The organism is Roseateles paludis (genome assembly GCF_039872745.1).
Taxonomy (GTDB): Bacteria; Pseudomonadota; Gammaproteobacteria; order Burkholderiales; family Burkholderiaceae_C; genus Pelomonas; species Pelomonas paludis.
In genome coordinates, this window is the sequence record NZ_JBDPZD010000001.1 from 1,216,809 (window position 1) to 1,232,567 (window position 15,759).

General features: G+C 69.4%; 15 protein-coding genes. 11 read left to right on the top strand and 4 right to left on the bottom strand.

Going from position 1 to position 15,759, the window contains the following annotated elements; all coding sequences use genetic code 11:
- Positions 1–8: 8 nt before the first annotated feature.
- The 5 genes from ABDJ85_RS05690 (at position 9) to ABDJ85_RS05710 (ending at position 5,553) form a co-directional block, all read left to right on the top strand.
- On the top strand, positions 9–1,808 hold the full coding sequence (locus tag ABDJ85_RS05690; RefSeq protein WP_347703768.1) for an ABC transporter substrate-binding protein: 1,800 nt from the start codon (positions 9–11) through the stop codon (positions 1,806–1,808).
- Positions 1,805–3,625 carry an ABC transporter substrate-binding protein gene (locus ABDJ85_RS05695; RefSeq protein WP_347703769.1) on the top strand — a complete coding sequence of 607 codons (1,821 nt, stop codon included), beginning with the start codon at positions 1,805–1,807 and terminating at the stop codon, positions 3,623–3,625. The genes ABDJ85_RS05690 and ABDJ85_RS05695 overlap by 4 nt, the downstream gene beginning before the upstream one ends.
- Before the next feature lie 102 nt (positions 3,626–3,727).
- A complete protein-coding gene (locus tag ABDJ85_RS05700) occupies positions 3,728–4,051 on the top strand; it encodes a PspC domain-containing protein (protein ID WP_347703770.1) in 324 nt (107 codons plus the stop codon).
- Positions 4,052–4,058: 7 nt separating this feature from the next.
- Positions 4,059–4,928: a lipase family alpha/beta hydrolase gene (locus ABDJ85_RS05705; protein WP_347703771.1), complete on the top strand. Its 870-nt coding sequence runs from the start codon at positions 4,059–4,061 to the stop codon at positions 4,926–4,928.
- A 25-nt stretch (positions 4,929–4,953) separates the two neighbouring features.
- A complete protein-coding gene (locus ABDJ85_RS05710; RefSeq protein ID WP_347703772.1) occupies positions 4,954–5,553 on the top strand; it encodes an ATP-dependent Clp protease proteolytic subunit in 600 nt (199 codons plus the stop codon).
- Here the strand turns inward: ABDJ85_RS05710 and ABDJ85_RS05715 are convergent, their stop codons facing one another.
- Positions 5,554–6,123, bottom strand: a complete 570-nt coding sequence (locus ABDJ85_RS05715; RefSeq protein WP_347703773.1) for a TMEM165/GDT1 family protein — start codon at positions 6,121–6,123, stop codon at positions 5,554–5,556.
- Positions 6,124–6,188: 65 nt separating this feature from the next.
- On the opposite strand from ABDJ85_RS05715, the gene ABDJ85_RS05720 reads away from it, so the two are divergent.
- The 3 genes from ABDJ85_RS05720 to ABDJ85_RS05730 are packed head-to-tail and all read left to right on the top strand — an operon-like array spanning position 6,189 to position 7,918.
- Positions 6,189–6,458, top strand: a complete 270-nt coding sequence (locus tag ABDJ85_RS05720; RefSeq protein WP_347703774.1) for a TfoX/Sxy family DNA transformation protein — start codon at positions 6,189–6,191, stop codon at positions 6,456–6,458.
- Between the two features lie 27 nt (positions 6,459–6,485).
- Complete coding sequence (locus ABDJ85_RS05725; protein WP_347703775.1) at positions 6,486–7,238, top strand: metallophosphoesterase family protein; 753 nt, start codon at positions 6,486–6,488, stop codon at positions 7,236–7,238.
- The gene (locus tag ABDJ85_RS05730; protein WP_347703776.1) at positions 7,238–7,918 is read left to right on the top strand and encodes a helix-turn-helix transcriptional regulator; all 681 of its coding nucleotides are present in this window, start codon (positions 7,238–7,240) and stop codon (positions 7,916–7,918) included. Before ABDJ85_RS05725 ends, ABDJ85_RS05730 begins: the two co-directional genes overlap by 1 nt.
- Positions 7,919–7,931: 13 nt before the next feature.
- Here ABDJ85_RS05730 and ABDJ85_RS05735 read toward each other — a convergent pair whose 3' ends face one another.
- Together ABDJ85_RS05735 and ABDJ85_RS05740 are read right to left on the bottom strand one after the other, a co-directional pair.
- Positions 7,932–10,739 (bottom strand): ATP-binding protein, encoded by a 2,808-nt coding sequence (locus ABDJ85_RS05735; protein ID WP_347703777.1) that lies wholly within the window; start codon positions 10,737–10,739, stop codon positions 7,932–7,934.
- 153 nt (positions 10,740–10,892) lie between these two features.
- The gene (locus ABDJ85_RS05740) at positions 10,893–11,984 is read right to left on the bottom strand and encodes an acyltransferase family protein (protein WP_347703778.1); all 1,092 of its coding nucleotides are present in this window, start codon (positions 11,982–11,984) and stop codon (positions 10,893–10,895) included.
- A gap of 160 nt (positions 11,985–12,144) precedes the next feature.
- Between ABDJ85_RS05740 and ABDJ85_RS05745 the strand changes: the two genes are divergently transcribed.
- Both ABDJ85_RS05745 and ABDJ85_RS05750 read left to right on the top strand, forming a co-directional pair.
- A complete protein-coding gene (locus ABDJ85_RS05745) occupies positions 12,145–13,095 on the top strand; it encodes an XdhC family protein (protein WP_347703779.1) in 951 nt (316 codons plus the stop codon).
- Between the two features lie 33 nt (positions 13,096–13,128).
- Entirely contained in the window at positions 13,129–13,770 is a 642-nt protein-coding gene (locus ABDJ85_RS05750) for a glutathione S-transferase family protein (protein ID WP_347703780.1), read from the top strand.
- A 268-nt stretch (positions 13,771–14,038) separates the two neighbouring features.
- On the opposite strand, the gene ABDJ85_RS05755 is transcribed toward ABDJ85_RS05750, so the two are convergent.
- Positions 14,039–14,569: an ECF-type sigma factor gene (locus ABDJ85_RS05755; protein ID WP_347703781.1), complete on the bottom strand. Its 531-nt coding sequence runs from the start codon at positions 14,567–14,569 to the stop codon at positions 14,039–14,041.
- 109 nt (positions 14,570–14,678) lie between these two features.
- Between ABDJ85_RS05755 and ABDJ85_RS05760 the strand changes: the two genes are divergently transcribed.
- A complete protein-coding gene (locus ABDJ85_RS05760; protein WP_347703782.1) occupies positions 14,679–15,743 on the top strand; it encodes a hypothetical protein in 1,065 nt (354 codons plus the stop codon).
- The last annotated feature ends 16 nt before the right edge of the window (positions 15,744–15,759 follow it).

Sequence of the window (15,759 nt, forward strand, 5' to 3'; positions counted from 1 at the left end):
AGTCCCTCATGAAGTTCCCCGCCCCCCTGCTACTGGGTTTGCTGGCCGCGCTGTTGCTGGCAGCGCCCGGCCGGGCCGAGAAGGTGCTGCGCTACGCGCTGCGCTCGGCCGAAACCGGCTTCGACCCCGCCCAGATCTCCGACCTCTACTCCAAGACCATCACGGCCGCCATGATTGAGGGCCTGCTGGAGTACGACTTCTCTACGCGCCCCTACCGGCTGCGCCCCAATACCGCTGCCGCGCTGCCCGAGGTGAGCCCGGATGCCCGCACCTTCACCGTGCGCGTCAAGCCGGGCATCTACTTTGCCGACGACCCGGCCTTCAAGGGCCAAAAGCGCGAGCTGACGGCGCAGGACTATGTCTACAGCCTCAAGCGCCACTACGACCCGCGCTGGAAGAGCCAGAACCTCTACCTGCTTGAGAACCTCAAGATCCTCGGCCTCTCCGAGCTGCGCAAGGCCAGCATCGACGCCAAGAAGCCCTTTGACTACGACCGCGAGGTCGAGGGCCTCAAGGCCCTGGACCGCTACACGCTGCAGATCCGCGTGGCCGACCCCGCACCGCGCCTGCCGGCCTACCTGACCGACTCCGGCAGCTTCGGCGCCGTGGCGCGCGAGGTGGTGGAGTTTTATGGCGACAAGATCATGGAGCACCCGGTGGGCACCGGGCCCTTCAAGCTGGGCGACTGGCGCCGCAGTTCGCGCATCGTGCTTGACCGCAATCCGAACTACCGTGAGGTGCTCTACAACGAGGTTCCGCCCACCGATGACCCGCGCCTGGCCGCCGAGATGGCCGCCCTGCAGGGCAAGCGCATGCCCTTTGTGGACAAGGTGCAGATCGAGATCACCGAGGAGCCGCAGCCGCGCTGGCTCAGCTTTGTGCGCGGTGAGACCGACGTCATCGAGTACGTGCCGCCCGAGTTCACCGGCATCGCCATGCCGGGCAACAAGCTGGCGCCCAACCTCGCCAAACAGGGCATCCGCATGGTCCGGTACAACCGGCCCGACATCTCGGTCACTTACTACAACATGGAAGACCCGGTGCTGGGCGGCTACACGCCAGAGAAGGTGGCGCTGCGCCGCGCCATCAACCTGGCCGTGGACGTGGACAAGGAAGTGCGCCTGCCCCGCCGCGGCCAGGCCATGAAGGCGCAAGGCGTCGTCCCGCTCACCAGCTTTGGCTCCTCGCCGGACTTCAAGACCGAGATGGGCGAGTACAACCTGCCCAAGGCCAAGGCCCTGCTCGACCTCTATGGCTACACCGACAAGGACGGCGATGGCTGGCGCGACCAGCCCGACGGCAAGCCCCTGGTCCTGACCTACAACACCGAGCCCACCGCCGACTACCGCGCCCTGGCCGAGCTGTGGCAGAAGAACATGGATGCGCTCGGCATCCGCATCCAGTTCGTCTGGGCCAAGTGGCCCGAGAACCTCAAGGCCTCCACTGCCGGCAAGTTGCAGATGTGGGGCTTGGGCTGGTCGGCCGCCATCGACGATGGCGACACCTTCCTCGCGCTGGGCTCCAGCAAGTCCGCCGGCAAGGCCAACAAGCCGCGCTTCAACCTGCCGGCCTTTGAAGCGCTTTACGACAAGCAAAAGACCCTGCCCGACGGCCCCGAGCGCCTCGCTGTGATGCTGGAGGCGCAAAAGCTGCTCGTCGCCTACGCACCCTACAAGTTCCACGTCCACCGCATCTGGACCGACATGGCCCAGCCCTGGGTCAAGGGCTACAACCGCAACGTCTACGTCAAGGAGTTCTTCAAGTACGTGGACATCGATGAAGCGACCGCTCCCAAGGTCACCCCATGAAACGATTCCTGCGACTGGCCCTGGCCGGCCTTGCCGCCCTCGGGCTGGCCACCGCCCAAGCCGGTGAGACCAAGACCGAAGCCAAAACCTTCCGCTACGCCTACCGGGTGGCCGAGACGGGCTTTGATCCGATCGCGGTGTCTGACCTGTACTCGCGCGGCGTCACGGCGCACATCTTCGAGGCGCCCTACACCTACGATCATCTGGCCCGGCCCGTCAAGATCGTGCCGCTGGTGGCTGATGGCATGCCCACCGTGAGCAGCGACTACAAGCAGTTCAGCGTGCGCATCAAGCCCGGCATCTACTTTGCCGACGACCCGGCCTTCAAGGGTCAGCGCCGCGAACTGACGGCGGCCGACTTCGTCTACAGCATCAAGCGCTTTGCCGACCCCGCCAACAAGGCGCAGGCCTGGACGCAGATCGAGGAGCTTGGCCTTGTCGGCCTGAACGAGCTGCACCGCCGCGTGATCGAGCGCAAGCAGCCCTTCCCCTACGACGAGCCGGTGGCCGGCCTCTATGCCTCCGACCGCTACACCGTGCAGGTGCAGACCAAGCAGCCCCGGCCACGGCTGATCGAGAGCCTGTTCACCGGCAACGACCTGCTCGGTGCCGTGGCGCGGGAGGTGGTCGAGACCTATGGCGACCAGATCTCGGCCCACCCGGTGGGCACGGGCCCGTTCAAGCTCGTCGAGTGGCGCCGCAGCTCGCAGATGGTGTTCGAGCGCAACCCCGGCTACCGCGAGCGCCATTACGACGCCCAGCCACCTGCCGACGATGCGCAGGGGCAAGCCTGGCTCGCCAAGTTCAAGGGTCGCCGGATTCCCATGGTGGATCGTGTCGTGATCGATGTGGTGGTGGAAGACCAGCCACGCTGGCTGGCCTTCCTGAACAACGAGCACGACTTCATCGAGCGCGTGCCCGAGGCCTTCATCACCCAGGCGGCGCCGGGCCGCAAGCTCGCACCCAATCTCGCCAAGCGCGGCATGCGCGCCGAGTTCAGCGTTGCGCCCGACATGACGCTCACCATCTACAACATGGAAGACCCGGTGGTGGGCGGCTACACGCCCGACAAGGTGGCGCTGCGCCGTGCGCTGTCCCTGGCCTACGACGTGCGCAAGGAGATCCGCATCTCGCGGCGTGGCACGGCCGTGCCCGCGCAGGCCCTGGTGGTGCCCCACAGCCTGGCCTTCGACGCGAGCCTCAAGACCGAGAACTCCGAATACAACCCGGCCAAGGCCCGCGCGCTGCTCGACCTGTACGGCTATGTGGACAAGGACGGTGACGGCTGGCGCGACCTGCCCGATGGCAGCCCCCTGGTCATCAACCGCAAGACCGAGGCCGACGCGCTGAGCCGCTCAGTGGATGAGATCTGGGACCAGGCCCTGCGCGCCATCGGGATCAAGCTGGTGCTCAAGGTTGCGCCCTGGCCCGACAACCTCAAGGCCGTGCAGTCGGGCAACTTCCAGACCTGGAAGGTCGGCTCCTTCGCCGACAGCCCCGACAGCCAGGGCAATCTGCAGCGCGTCTACGGCCCCGCCAAGGGCACGGCCAATCTCGCGCGCATCCAGATGGACGAGATCGACCGCCTGTTTGAGCGCACCAGCCCAATGCCTGACGGGCCCGAGCGCAATGCCCTGCTGCAGCAGGCCTGGCGCTTGGTGGTGGCCTATGCGCCTTACAAGGTGCATGTGCATCGACTGCTGACCGACATTGAACAGCCCTGGATGACCGGCTACCGGCGCCCGGTGTTCTGGCTCGACTTCTGGCAGTACATCGACATCGACCCGGCGCGCCAACCGCATTCGTCGCAGCGTTGAGCGGCCTGTCTGGGCGGCGGCACAGCCCATCGCTGCTGTGTCGATCGGGCCACGCTGTATTTGCACAATCGGAGTCATTCACCTAGCTGACGAGGAATCCGCATGAGCACTTCTGACGAACTGAACAAGCTGGCCGACCTGCATGCCCGGGGCGTGCTCAGTGATGAGGAATTTGCGCGAGCCAAGGCGCGTGTGTTGGACGCCGAGCCCGGCGCTGCGGCTGCGCCTGGGGTGAGTGCGCAGAGCGTCAATGGGCTGCGCCGCTCCCGCAACGACCGCTGGCTGGGCGGTGTGTGCGGCGGTATCGCCCGCGCCACGGGGCTCGACAGCTGGATCTGGCGCCTGGCCTTCACGCTGGGCGTGATGTTTGCCGGCGGCGGCATCTTCGTATACCTACTGCTCTGGATCTTTGTGCCCGAGGATTGACCCCTCGATGCCCTCCAAGCCGCCCCGCGCCAAACCCCGTAGCCGGCCTCGCAAGTCGGCCGCTACGTCGTTTGCCGGTTGGGACGAGCCTGCCGCCCAGAGCGCCGCGCCAGACTGGTCCGACCTGCGCGCCCCCAGCGGCTGGCTACTGGCCCTGGAGAGCCGTGCGCCGCTGGAATACCTGGCCCTGCTGGCCGCGCTGCCCTGGATGCGCCAGCTGCCCCAGGGCGACGGCCACCCGGTGATGATCTTTCCCGGCCTGGGCGCCAACGACACCAGCACCGCGCCGCTGCGCGCCTTGCTTGACAGCCTGGGCTATCACACCCAGCCCTGGGGCCAGGGCTTCAATTTTGGGCCGCGCACCGGCGTGCTGGAGCGCTGCGAGCACGACCTGCGCCGCCTGCGCCAGCGCTTCGGCCGCAAGCCCAGCCTGGTGGGCTGGAGCCTCGGCGGCCTCTATGCCCGCGAGCTGGCCAAGGCCTGCCCGGACGAGGTGCGCAGCGTGGTCACGCTCGGCACGCCCTTTGCCGGCCACCCGCGTGCCACGCATGCCTGGCGCTTCTTCGAGCTGGTCAGCGGCCAGAACGCGCACGACCCGGCCCTGCTGGAGCAACTGCGCCAGCCGCCGCCCGTGCCCACCACCTCGATCTACTCGCGCAGCGACGGCATCGTGGCCTGGCATTGCTCGGTCAACGAGCCTGGCCCGCTGTCCGAGAACATCGAGGTGCACGCCAGCCACATCGGGCTGGGATTCAACCCGATGGCTTTGTATGCCTTGGCCGACCGCCTCGCCCAGGCTGAGGGACACTGGCAGCCTTTCAAGCCCCATGGCGCGCGCAAGTGGTTCTACAAGACCCCCGGCCGCGCCGCAGACTGACCGATTGCTTCACTGCGAGACCCTGATGACCCACGCCCAACAACTCGCCGCCGCCGACGACAAGGCTGCCAAGAAAGACGCCCCCGAAAAGCAGGAAGAGCAACTGCTCTTCAAGTCGCGCTTCGTGATGGTCTTTGGCGAGATCGACGACAAGATGGCCCTGGCCACCTGCCGCCGCCTGCTGGCCCTGAGCCAGGAGAGCGATGCGCCCATCACCCTGCTCATCTCCAGCCCCGGCGGCCATGTCGAGAGCGGCGACGCCATCCACGACATGATCCGCTTCGTGCGCGCGCCGGTCACCACCGTCGGCACCGGCTGGGTGGCCAGCGCCGGCACCCACATCTACCTGGCGGCGCCCAAGGAGCGGCGCCTGGCACTGCCCAACACGCGCTTCATGATCCACCAGCCGGCAGGCGGCGCCGGCGGCCAGGCCAGCGACATCGCCATCCAGGCCAAGGAAATCATCCGCACCCGCGAGCGCATCGCCGGTGTGATCGCCCGTGAGACCGGCCAGCCGCTGGACCGTGTGCGCGTCGACATCGAGCGCGACTTCTGGATGAGCGCCCAGGAAGCCATCGACTACGGCCTCGTCAGCCGCGTGGTTGAGCGTCAGTCCGAGCTCTGATCAGATCTCTGATCCCCAGATCAGCGTCACCACCCCCAGCACCGCAAAGATGCCCGCCGCGATGCCGTGAACCAGCTTCACGGGGATGCGGTGGGCCAGCTTGTCGCCCAGCAGCACGGCGGGCACATTGGCCAGCATCATGCCCACCGTGGTGCCCGCCACCACGGCCGCCAGCGCATCCGGCGTGCGCGCGGCCAGGGCCACTGTGGCGATCTGCGTCTTGTCGCCCATCTCGGCCAAAAAGAACGCGATCACGGTGCTGACAAAGACGCCGTGCCCGGGCTTCGGGGCATCGTCGTCGTCCAGCTTGTCGGGCACCAGCATCCAGGCCGCCATCGCGATGAAGGACAGCCCCAGGATCCAACGCAGGGCGGTCGGGCCGATCCAGTGGGTGACAAAGCCCCCCAGCCAGCCCGCAGCCGCGTGGTTGACCAGCGTGGCCACCAGGATGCCCCAGACGATGGGCCAGGGACGGCGGAACTTGGCCGCCAGCATGAAGGCCAGGAGCTGCGTCTTGTCGCCGATCTCGGCCAGGGCCACGACGCTGGTGGCAATCAGAAAAACTTCCATGCCGGGATTGTCCCAGCCCCGCTGCTGACAAGCCTTGACAGCATGCGCTGCCACCATCCCGCTCCATGACCTCAACCCCCAACCCCTGGCACAGCCTCGGCCCTCGCAGCCGCGGGCATCTGGCTGCGCTCGGGATCGAGAGCGTCGAGGCCCTCAAGGCGCGTGATGCTTTCGAGGTCTACGCCCAGCTCAAGGCCCGTTGGCCCGAGGCCAGCCGCAACCTGCTCTACGCGCTGCTGGCCGTGCAGGAGGGGCTCGACTGGCGCGAGGTTGCCCGCGAGCGCCGCACCGAGATCCTGCTGCGCCTCGATGCCATGGGTCTTGCACCTCGCTGATCGCGCGTTGACTTGCAGAATCCCGCCATGCCCCACTTGCGTCTAGCCCTCGTCTCCGACATCCACGGCAACCTGCCCGCCCTCGTGGCCGTGATGGCTGACATCCAGCGCCAGGGTGTGGACCAGGTGATCCAGCTCGGCGACATGGCCTCGGGCCCCTTGCTGCCGCGCGAGACGGTGGACCTGCTGCGGGCCCAGCCCTGGATTCACCTGCGCGGCAACCACGAGCGGCAGGTCTATGACTACAAGCCCAGCCCGGGCGGCGCGTCCGACGCGCACGCGGTGGCCGAGCTGCGGCCCGACCAGCTCGACTGGTTCCGCAGCCTGCCGCACTGCCTGGCCGTGAGTGACGAGCTGCTGGCCTGCCACGCCACGCCGCACAGCGACCTGCACTACCTGCTGGAGACCGTGACGCCGCAAGGCCTGCGCGCGGCCACGCAGGACGAGATTGCGCAGCGCCTGGGCGATGTGCGCTGCCCGGTGATCGCCTGCGGCCACTCGCATCTGCCGCGCGTCGTCCAACTGCCCGGTGGTGGCCTGATCGTGAACCCCGGCAGCGTGGGCCTGCAGGCCTATGACGACGACCAGCCCTGGCCCCATGTGGTGGAGACCGGCAGCCCGGCCGCGCGCTATGCGCTGATTGAGCGCGGCGCCAGCGGCTGGCGGGCCGAGCTGCGCCATGTGGACTACGACTTTGAACCCATGGCGCAACTGACCGCGCAACGCGGCCGGCCAGACTGGGCCGTGGCCTTGCGCACCGGCCGCATGAAGGAGCTTTGATGCGCCGTGCTGACCGCCTCTTCCAGATCGTCCAGCTCGTGCGCGGGCGGCGGCTCACCACGGCCGACTACCTGGCCCGGCGCCTGGAGGTGTCGATGCGCACCGTCTACCGCGACATCGCGGCCTTGATCGGACAGGGCGTGCCCATCGAGGGAGAGGCCGGTGTGGGCTACTGCATGCGCGCGGGCTTCGATTTGCCGCCGCTGATGTTCAGCCGCCAGGAGGCGCAGGCCCTGGTGGCGGCGCTGCGGGTGGCCGAGTCGCGCCTGGATGCCGCGCTGGCGGCGCAGGCCGAGAACGCGCTGTCCAAGGTGCTGGCCGTGCTGCCGATTGACGCGCGCGCGGCGGCCGAGAGCCTGGCTGTGTACGCGCCTTCGGTGGCGCTGGACCCGAACACCAGCCACCACCTCACCGTGCTGCGCGAGGCCACCGAGTCACGCCACAAGCTGCGCGTGCAGTACCTGGACCTGGGCGGCGCGCGCAGCACGCGCGTGGTGCGGCCGCTGGCCTGTTTGTTCTGGGGCCCGGTGTGGACGGTGGCCGCCTGGTGCGAGCTGCGCGAGGACTTCCGCAGCTTCCGCGTGGACCGCATCGAGAGCCTGCAGCAGCTCCATGACCGCTTCCGCGACGAACCCGGCAAGACCTTGGCCGATATGCGGCGCGCGACGGACTGCGAGTAGTCGCGAACAGCCACTACTGCCGCAGCAGCCGCACCAGGTCCGCTTCCATCACCGGCTTGGTCAAGAAGCCCTGCATGCCCGCGTCCTTGGCGGCCTGGCGCTCGTGCTCCAGCGCGGCGGCGGTGTAGGCGTGGATGGGCAGGGTGGCGGTGGCGGCGTCGGCGCGCAGCAGGCGCGTGGCGCGCAGGCCGTCGATCAGGGGCATGTGCAGGTCCATCAGCACGGCGTCGATGCGCGCCGCCTGCTGGCGGGCCACGTGCACGGCCTGGGCGCCGTCCTCGGCGGGCAGCACCTCGGCGCCCAGGCGCTGCAGCATGCTGGTGATGATGACCATGTTGACCGGGTTGTCCTCGGCCACCAGCACGCGCTTGCCGGCCAGCGGGTAGCGCTCGCGCGCCGGCGGCTCGGTGGCGGCGGGGTCCAGCGGCGGCAGCGGCAGCTCGACCCAGAAGCGGCTGCCCGTGCGGCCATCGCTGTCCATGCCGATGCGCCCGCCCATGCGCGTGGCCAGCTCGCGGCAGATCGACAAGCCCAGCCCCGTGCCGCCATAGCGCCGCGTGGTGCTGGCGTCGGCCTGGCTGAAGGGCTCGAAGAGGTGGCCCTGGTGCTCGGCCGGCACGCCGCAGCCTGAGTCGTGCACGCTGAAGCGCACCTGGCCGCTCGCGCCGCTGGCCACCTCCAGGTTGACGCTGCCGTGCTCGGTGAACTTGACCGCATTGGTGAGGAAGTTGCTCAGGATCTGTCGCACCCGCAGCGCGTCGCCGCGCACCATCTGCGGCACGCCCGGCGCCAGCTGGCAGGCCATCTGCAAGCCGCGCTCGCGGCCCAGCACGGCGCTGCCCTCGAAGGTCTTGTGCACCAGTTGGTTCAGGTCGAACTCGGCGTCCTCGATGTGCAGCGCGCCGGCCTCGATCTTGGACAGGTCGAGCACGTTGGAGACCAACTCGTTGAGCGACTCGGCGGCGGTGCACAAATGGCCGAGGAACTCGTCGCGCCGCGCGTCGTCGGGCGGCATCTGGCGCAGCAGCCGCGCCATGCCCAACACGCCGTTCAGTGGGGTGCGGATCTCGTGGCTCATGGTGGCCAGGAAGGCGCCCTTGGCGGCGCTGGCGGCCTCGGCCTCGTGCTTGGCGATGGACAGCTCCTGCGCCTGCTGGTGGCGCGCCGTCACGTCCACCGCGACCCAGATGTTCAGCGGCTCGGCCGAGTGCTGGAAGCTGGAGAAGGAGTGCGCGTCGGCCGGCGTCTGCGGCATGCGGCGGGTGTTGAACTGCACGGTGATACGCCGGCCATCGGCACGCAGCAGGTCTCGCTCAAAGGCCAGCGGGTGCTTGGCGATCTGCTCGGCGTCGGGCAGGGGCATGGCGCCGTCGGCCAGGCGCAGGCGGTCGTCGCCAAAGATGCCGAGCCAGTGCGGGTTCATGCGCACGATGTGCTCGCCACGCATCAGCGCGATGCCGACGCTGGCGTTGTCGAGGATGGCATCGCCCTCGACGCGCACGCGCTCCAGCTCGGTGAGGTCGTCGCTGTACATCACCACCAGGTGGTCGCCCTCGATCTCGAAGCCGGCGGCGCTGATGCGCACGTCGGCCCAGCGCTCGTCGGCCAGGCGCACCAGGGTGCGGAAACTGCGCACGCTGCCGTGAGTCAGGATCTCGTCGCGCAGCCGGGCAGGCTCGCCGGCCTCGGTCCACATGCCCAGCTCCATCGCGCTCTTGCCCACGGCCTGCGTGTGCTCGTAGCCAGTCAGGGTCTCGAAGCCGGGGTTGACGTAGAGCATGCGGCCGTCGGTCAGGCGCGCCACGCAGATGGCACCGGGGCTGACGCGGAACACCTGCTCCAGCATCGCGCCGGTGCGGGCCTGCGCGCGCTGGGCCTCGTGCTCGGCCGTCACGTCGTGGCTGACGCCGCGCCAGCCCAGGCACTGGCCGTCTTCGTCATAGCGCGGCTCGGCCGAGGCTCGCACCCAGTCCACCCGGCCGTCGGGCCAACGCACGCCGTGCAGGCGGTCGCGAAAGGCGCGGCGCCCGAGCAGGTCCTCGCGCATTGCCGCCCAGTGTTCGTCCTCGATGAAGTGAGGCCCGCCGGGCTGGCCGATGTGCATGAAGGCCTCGACGTCGCGGCCGCTTTGGGCAAAGGAGGGCGAGACATAGGTGATGCGCAGCTCGGCGTCGGCCTCCCAGTACCAGTCGTTGGCCACGCGCGTCCAGTCGGCCAGGCGCTCCTGGTCGCGCAGCGCCAGGGTCAGGCGGTGCGCCATCAGGTGGTGGATCAAGCCGCCCGCCACCAGGCTGCCCAGCATCAGCGTCAGCTGCACGATCAGCAGCTCGGTGGGCGTCTGGCTCGTCACCGTCACGGCGCTGGCGGCGGACGTGGTGTTCTGGTGCAGCAGCAGCAGGGCCGCCACCTGCAGTGCACACAGCAGCAGCCCGGCGCGCAGGCCGGCCAGGGCCATGGTCAGCGTGACGATGATGGCCGCCGCCGACAGGCCCGGCATGTACAGCCCCAGGCCCGACACATGGGCCACCCAGGCCAGGCCGACGATGGCGCACGCCAGCATCGAGCCCGCACCCAGGCGCGGCCGCTTGAGGCCCGTCAGGGCGGCGCCCGTGAGGCTGGCCAGCGCAAACACGCCCGCCAGCTCCAGCCGACGCGGCTGTGCCGCCGGGGAGAGGCCCAGCCAGGGCGTGGCCCAGGCCAGCACGGCTAGCAGCAGGGCCAGCACGGCGCAGATCAGGCAGGCCGTGAGCGTGGCGTGGCGCCACATCAGCGGCTGATGCTGGAGCGAGCTTGGGGTGTGCCAACCCGGGATGCGTGTCATCGTCTGGACGCCGGGCAAGCCCGACAGACTCCTAGCCAGGGGTCGGCAGACCTTAGCACGCAGGCGCCTGCGCCCGCCTCGGGCGCGCCCCGCGCTTGGGGTGTGAATCTTGACGTACGGCTGCGGGCGGCAGCGGCTAGGTCAGCGGCTAGATCAGCGAGTTAAGCGGCGCGCCCACCAGCGCGAGCCGGCGGTGCCGAGCCAGCCCGTGGTCCAGCGGTTTGCCCAGCTTGTTGCCGGGCATTCCACCCAGCGGTGGAAGGCGCCAGCCAGATGCACGGACAGCCCGAAGCACAGCGCCCCGACACCGAGCGCCGCCCAGTCCGGCAGCGCGCTCAGCGCCGCCAGCGCATTGCCGGCCAGCAGCACGGGGAAGTGGATCAGGAAGAGTGCGTAGGACTCATTGGCCCAGCGCGACCAATTGCGGCCCGGGCGCAAATGCCCGGCCTCGGCCACGGCCAGCCACAGCGTCAGCGCCAGCGCCAGGGCCAGACGGTCCCGCCAGGCCAGGGCCAGCGCCGCCGCCATCAGCAGCAGCACGACACCAAAGGCCCAGGGCCTGAGCGTGCGGGCGCCCAGCCAGTGCACGCTGGCCCCGAGCCCATAGGACGCAAAGAAGTAGAGCGCCGTGGCGTCGAGCGAGGGGTCCAGGTTGAACACCCAGGCCGAGCCCAGCGCCAGCCCCAGCACCACGGCGGGCCCCAGCCACAGCTGGCGCGGGTGCAGGCTGAAGTGCCGCACCAGCCACAGCAGGCCCAGCAGCAGGGCAAACAGCTGCAGGTCCACCGCCACATACCAGGCGCCCACCGTCAGCGACTCAAACCCGAGCAGACCATGCGTCAGCGTGGCATGGGCCAGCAGTTGGCCGGTGCTCCAGTCGTCGGGATTGGCCAGCTCGGGCAGCACCGGGGCCACCACGGCCGAGACCAACAGGGTCAGCAGCAGGGCGGCCACAAAGGGCAGGGTCAGGCGCAGATAGCGCTTGGCCAACGCCGCCGGCACGGCAGTGGCCAGCGCCTGGCCACGCGGCGACAGGGCCCGCGCGCTCAAGAAACCCCCCACCACCAGGAAGGCCTGCACCGCCATGCGCCCGTAGTCGTGCATGACACCGGCCAAGGCTGGCAGCAGGCCATGCGCAGCGCGGCTGATGGGGCCGTAGCTGACGAGGTGATGCAGAACGATGCACTGCGCCGCAAGCGCCTTGAGGGCGTCCACGTGCGGCAGTCGGCGGGAGGCTGTCGACATGCGAGAAAGAACAGGCAAAAAAGCGGGCCTGCTGTTGCAGGCCCGGGTTTTCGGGGGGGAGTGGCGCAATTCTAAGCGGCGGGCCCCGGGCGCAGCCAGACAGTTACGGCCGGAAACCCGCGCCGCGCAAGGCCGAGACACCTTCGGGTAAGGTCGCCGCATGGACAACATCGATCTCGTCGTGCTGCGCACGGCCCGTGAATGGCGCGAAGCCGGCTGGGCGGTCGTACTGGGCACCATCACCCGCACCTGGGGCTCGGCGCCGCGCCCGGTGGGCAGCCTGGTGGCGCTGCGCGCCGACGGCGTGCTGGCCGGCTCGGTCTCGGGCGGCTGCATCGAGGACGACCTCGTCGAGCAACTGCGCGCAGGTAGCCTCAACCTGCAGCGCCCTACGCCCCTGCGCTACGGCGTGGGCGCCGAAGAGGCGCGCCGCTTTGGCCTGCCCTGCGGCGGCACGCTGGAGCTGATGCTGGAGCCCCTGGGCCCGCAGTCGCAGCTGGACGAGCTGCTTGCGCGCCTGGCGCGCGGCGAGCGTGTGCGCCGCGAATTGGATCTGGCCAGCGGCGCCGTGCAGCTAGCGCCCGCGCAGGCGGGCGACACGCTCAGCCTCGATGAGCAGCGCCTTGTCAGCCACCACGGCCCACAGTGGCGCCTGCTCATCATCGGCGCCGGCCCCATCAGCGACTACCTGGCCCGCATGGCCCAGGCGCTGGACTACGGCGTGATGATCTGCGACCCGCGCCCCGAGCATGTGGGCGACTTTGCGCTGGACGGCGTGCAGCTGACGCGCGACATGCCCGACGACGTGGTGATGGACTTCAAGGCCGACGGGGCCAGCGCCATCGTCGCGCTCACGCACGACCCCAAGCTCGACGACCTCGCGCTGATGGAAGCCCTGCGCGGCCAGGCCTTCTACGTCGGCGCCATCGGCTCACGCGTCAACCAGGCCAAACGCCGCGCGCGCCTGTCCGAGCACTTTGGCCTGACCGAGGCCGAGCTGGACCGCATGCACGGCCCCGTGGGCCTCGACATCGGCGCCCGCACGCCGCCCGAGATTGCGCTCTCCATCCTGGCCGAGATGACGGCCGTGCGCTACGGCAAGCAGGCTTGACCTCTTCATTGCAACCCCCGCCCTCACCGACCCATGCTTGAACTTCATTACTACCCCAGCAACGCCAGCTTCGCCCCCCACCTGCTGCTGGAGGAAATGCAGCTGCCCTACACGCTGCGCAAGGTGAACCGCGAGGCCGGCGAGCACAAGTCGCCCGCCTACCTCAAGCTCAACCCCAATGGCCTGATTCCGGTCTTGATCGACAACGGTGAGCCGCTCTACGAGACCGCCGCCATCCTCATGCACCTTGCCGACAAGGCCCCGGGCTTTGCGCCGCCGATGGGCACCCTGGCCCGCGCCCACTACCTGAAGTGGATGGTCTGGATGACCAACACCCTGCAGGCCATGCTGATCCACTACTTCTACCCCGAGCGCATGGCGAACGAGGGTGATGCGCAAGCGGCTGCCGTCGTCAAGGCCCGCGCCGAGGCCCAGGTGGGCCCGATGCTCGACCAGATGGAGGCCGAGCTGGCGCGCCATGGTGGGCCGTGGTTTGGCGGCGCGGCCTATTCGGCGCTCGACCCGCTGGCCTTCATGCTCAGCCGCTGGACGCGCATGCACGCGCACCCAGCGCGTGACCGGCCCTTGCTCGGCGCCTACCTGGCGCGTGTGGCGGCGCGGCCGGCCACCCAAGCCGTGGTGGCGCGCGAGGGCCTGCCCGCGCCGATCTACTAGGGCCTGTTAACACTACGGGGATGGGTCGCGAAGGCCCGCCGCAAGGGGCCAATCAAGGCGCGGCTCGCCGCCCGCACTCGCGTGCGGGCCAGAGGCGCAACGCCGAGTGGCCCCTTGCGGCGTGCCTTCCCGGGGGGTTGTGACCAAAACAGCCGCATGCGGCGTTGCAAATCCTCGTCGGGGGCCTACCCCGACTTGCGGTTTGCGCCTTGCCTGCGGCTGTTTTGGTCACAACGCGACCCGTCCCCGTAGTGTTAACAGGCCCTAATCAGGCAGCGCCGCCCAGCTCGCGGTGCAGCCAGGCGCGGGCCAGCGCCCAATCGCGCTTGACGGTGCTGCGGCTCAAGGAGAGCAGGTCGGCAATCTCGTCCAGCTCCAGGCCGCCAAAAAACTTCAGCTCCACCACACGCGCCGCGCGCTCGTCATGCCGCTCCAGGGCCTCCAGGGCCTCGTGCACGCGCAGCACGTCGGCGTCCAGCCCCGGGGCAATGTGGTCGGCCTCGCTCAGCGTCAGCGGCACCAGCTCGGCCTCGCGCTTGGCGGCCCGCTTGGCCAGCGCGTGGTTGACGAGGATGCGCCGCATCATCAGCGCCGCCACCCCCAGGAAGTGGCTGCGGCTGGCCCACTCGGTGCGGCTCTGGGCGTTCAGCCGCATCCACGCCTCGTGCGCCAGGCCGGTGGCACTGAGCGTGTGGCCCGGCGTCTCGCGCCACATCTGCGCGGACGCGCAGCGGTGCAGGTCCTCGTAGAGGCTCTGGCTGAGCGGGTCGTCTGGCGAGGGTCTGGCGTCCAGGGGCATTAAAAAATTGTGTCACGCCCCTTGAACCGGTGGCCCTCGGCGCCGTGAAAGCTTGCGCATTCCTGCGGAGCCGTCGCGTTGACGGCGCATCGCTTCAGGAGCCCTGCCCATGCCCACCGCCCTCAAGGGTCACCCCGCGCGTCAACTGCTGCTGGGCCTTTGCTGTGCCCTCGCCACCGCCACCGCGTTCGCGAAGCCGCCCGAGCCGGTCACCGTGGACGCCCAGTTCGACCCTGCGGCCCAAGCCGTCAAGCTGGTCAAGGCCGGCGACGACGCCGCGCTCAAGGCGGCCATGGGCCTCAAGCGCGTGGCGATCACGCAGTTCGCCATTGACTTCATCACGCAGGACACGGTCAGCGCCCAGACCTCAGGCTTTGCCAGTGCGGGGCGGGTCAGCGTGACGGGCCACTACCAACTGGTGGGCCTGAGCGAGCCCGACTTCCAGGCCACCGCTGACAACGCCTACGCGATGCTGGTGCAGCAGCTGCAAGCGCAGGGCCTGCAGGTGCTGACGCCGGCCGAGCTGGCCGCCGCCCCCACCTGGCAGCGCCTGGTGGCAGCCGGCGATGCGCTGCCCCGCCGCAGCGGCAGCAGCATCACCGTCGGCCCCGCCGGCATGAGCCTCTACGGCGCGCAGAAGGCGCGTCTCGCACCCAGCGGCAACGGCGTGACGGGGGCCTTGGCCGTATTTGGCGGCGTGACCTCGGCCATCGGCAGCGCGGTCGACTACCAAACCCTGCAGCAGGAGCTGGGAGGCGCCGTCATGCTGGAGGTGTCGATGCGGCTGCACTTTGCGCAGCTCAGCAATGAGAACCGGGGCTTCTTCGGGCGCATGAGCGACACCGCCAAGGTCAGCGCCAAGGTGCACCCCATCGTCAGCCGCGCGGAGATGACCGTGCTCAACGCGGGCCGCATGGATGCCATGTCCGTGCAGCCCGCCCTGATGCTGGCCCCCGAGGCCTTCAGCGAGGTGCGCAAAGCCGCCGCGACCACGGGCGACGTGGCGGGGACGATTGCCGTCGGCTTGCTGCGCGCTGCCATCGGCAGCAAGGACAGCCACAGCAGCGAGAAGTTTGAGGTGGTCACCGAGCCCCAACGCTATCGCGAGCACGTGGGCACTGGGCTGGCGCAGGCGCATGCCTTGCTGATTGCCCGCATGGTCAACGCCCGCTGAGCCCCGAAACTCCCAG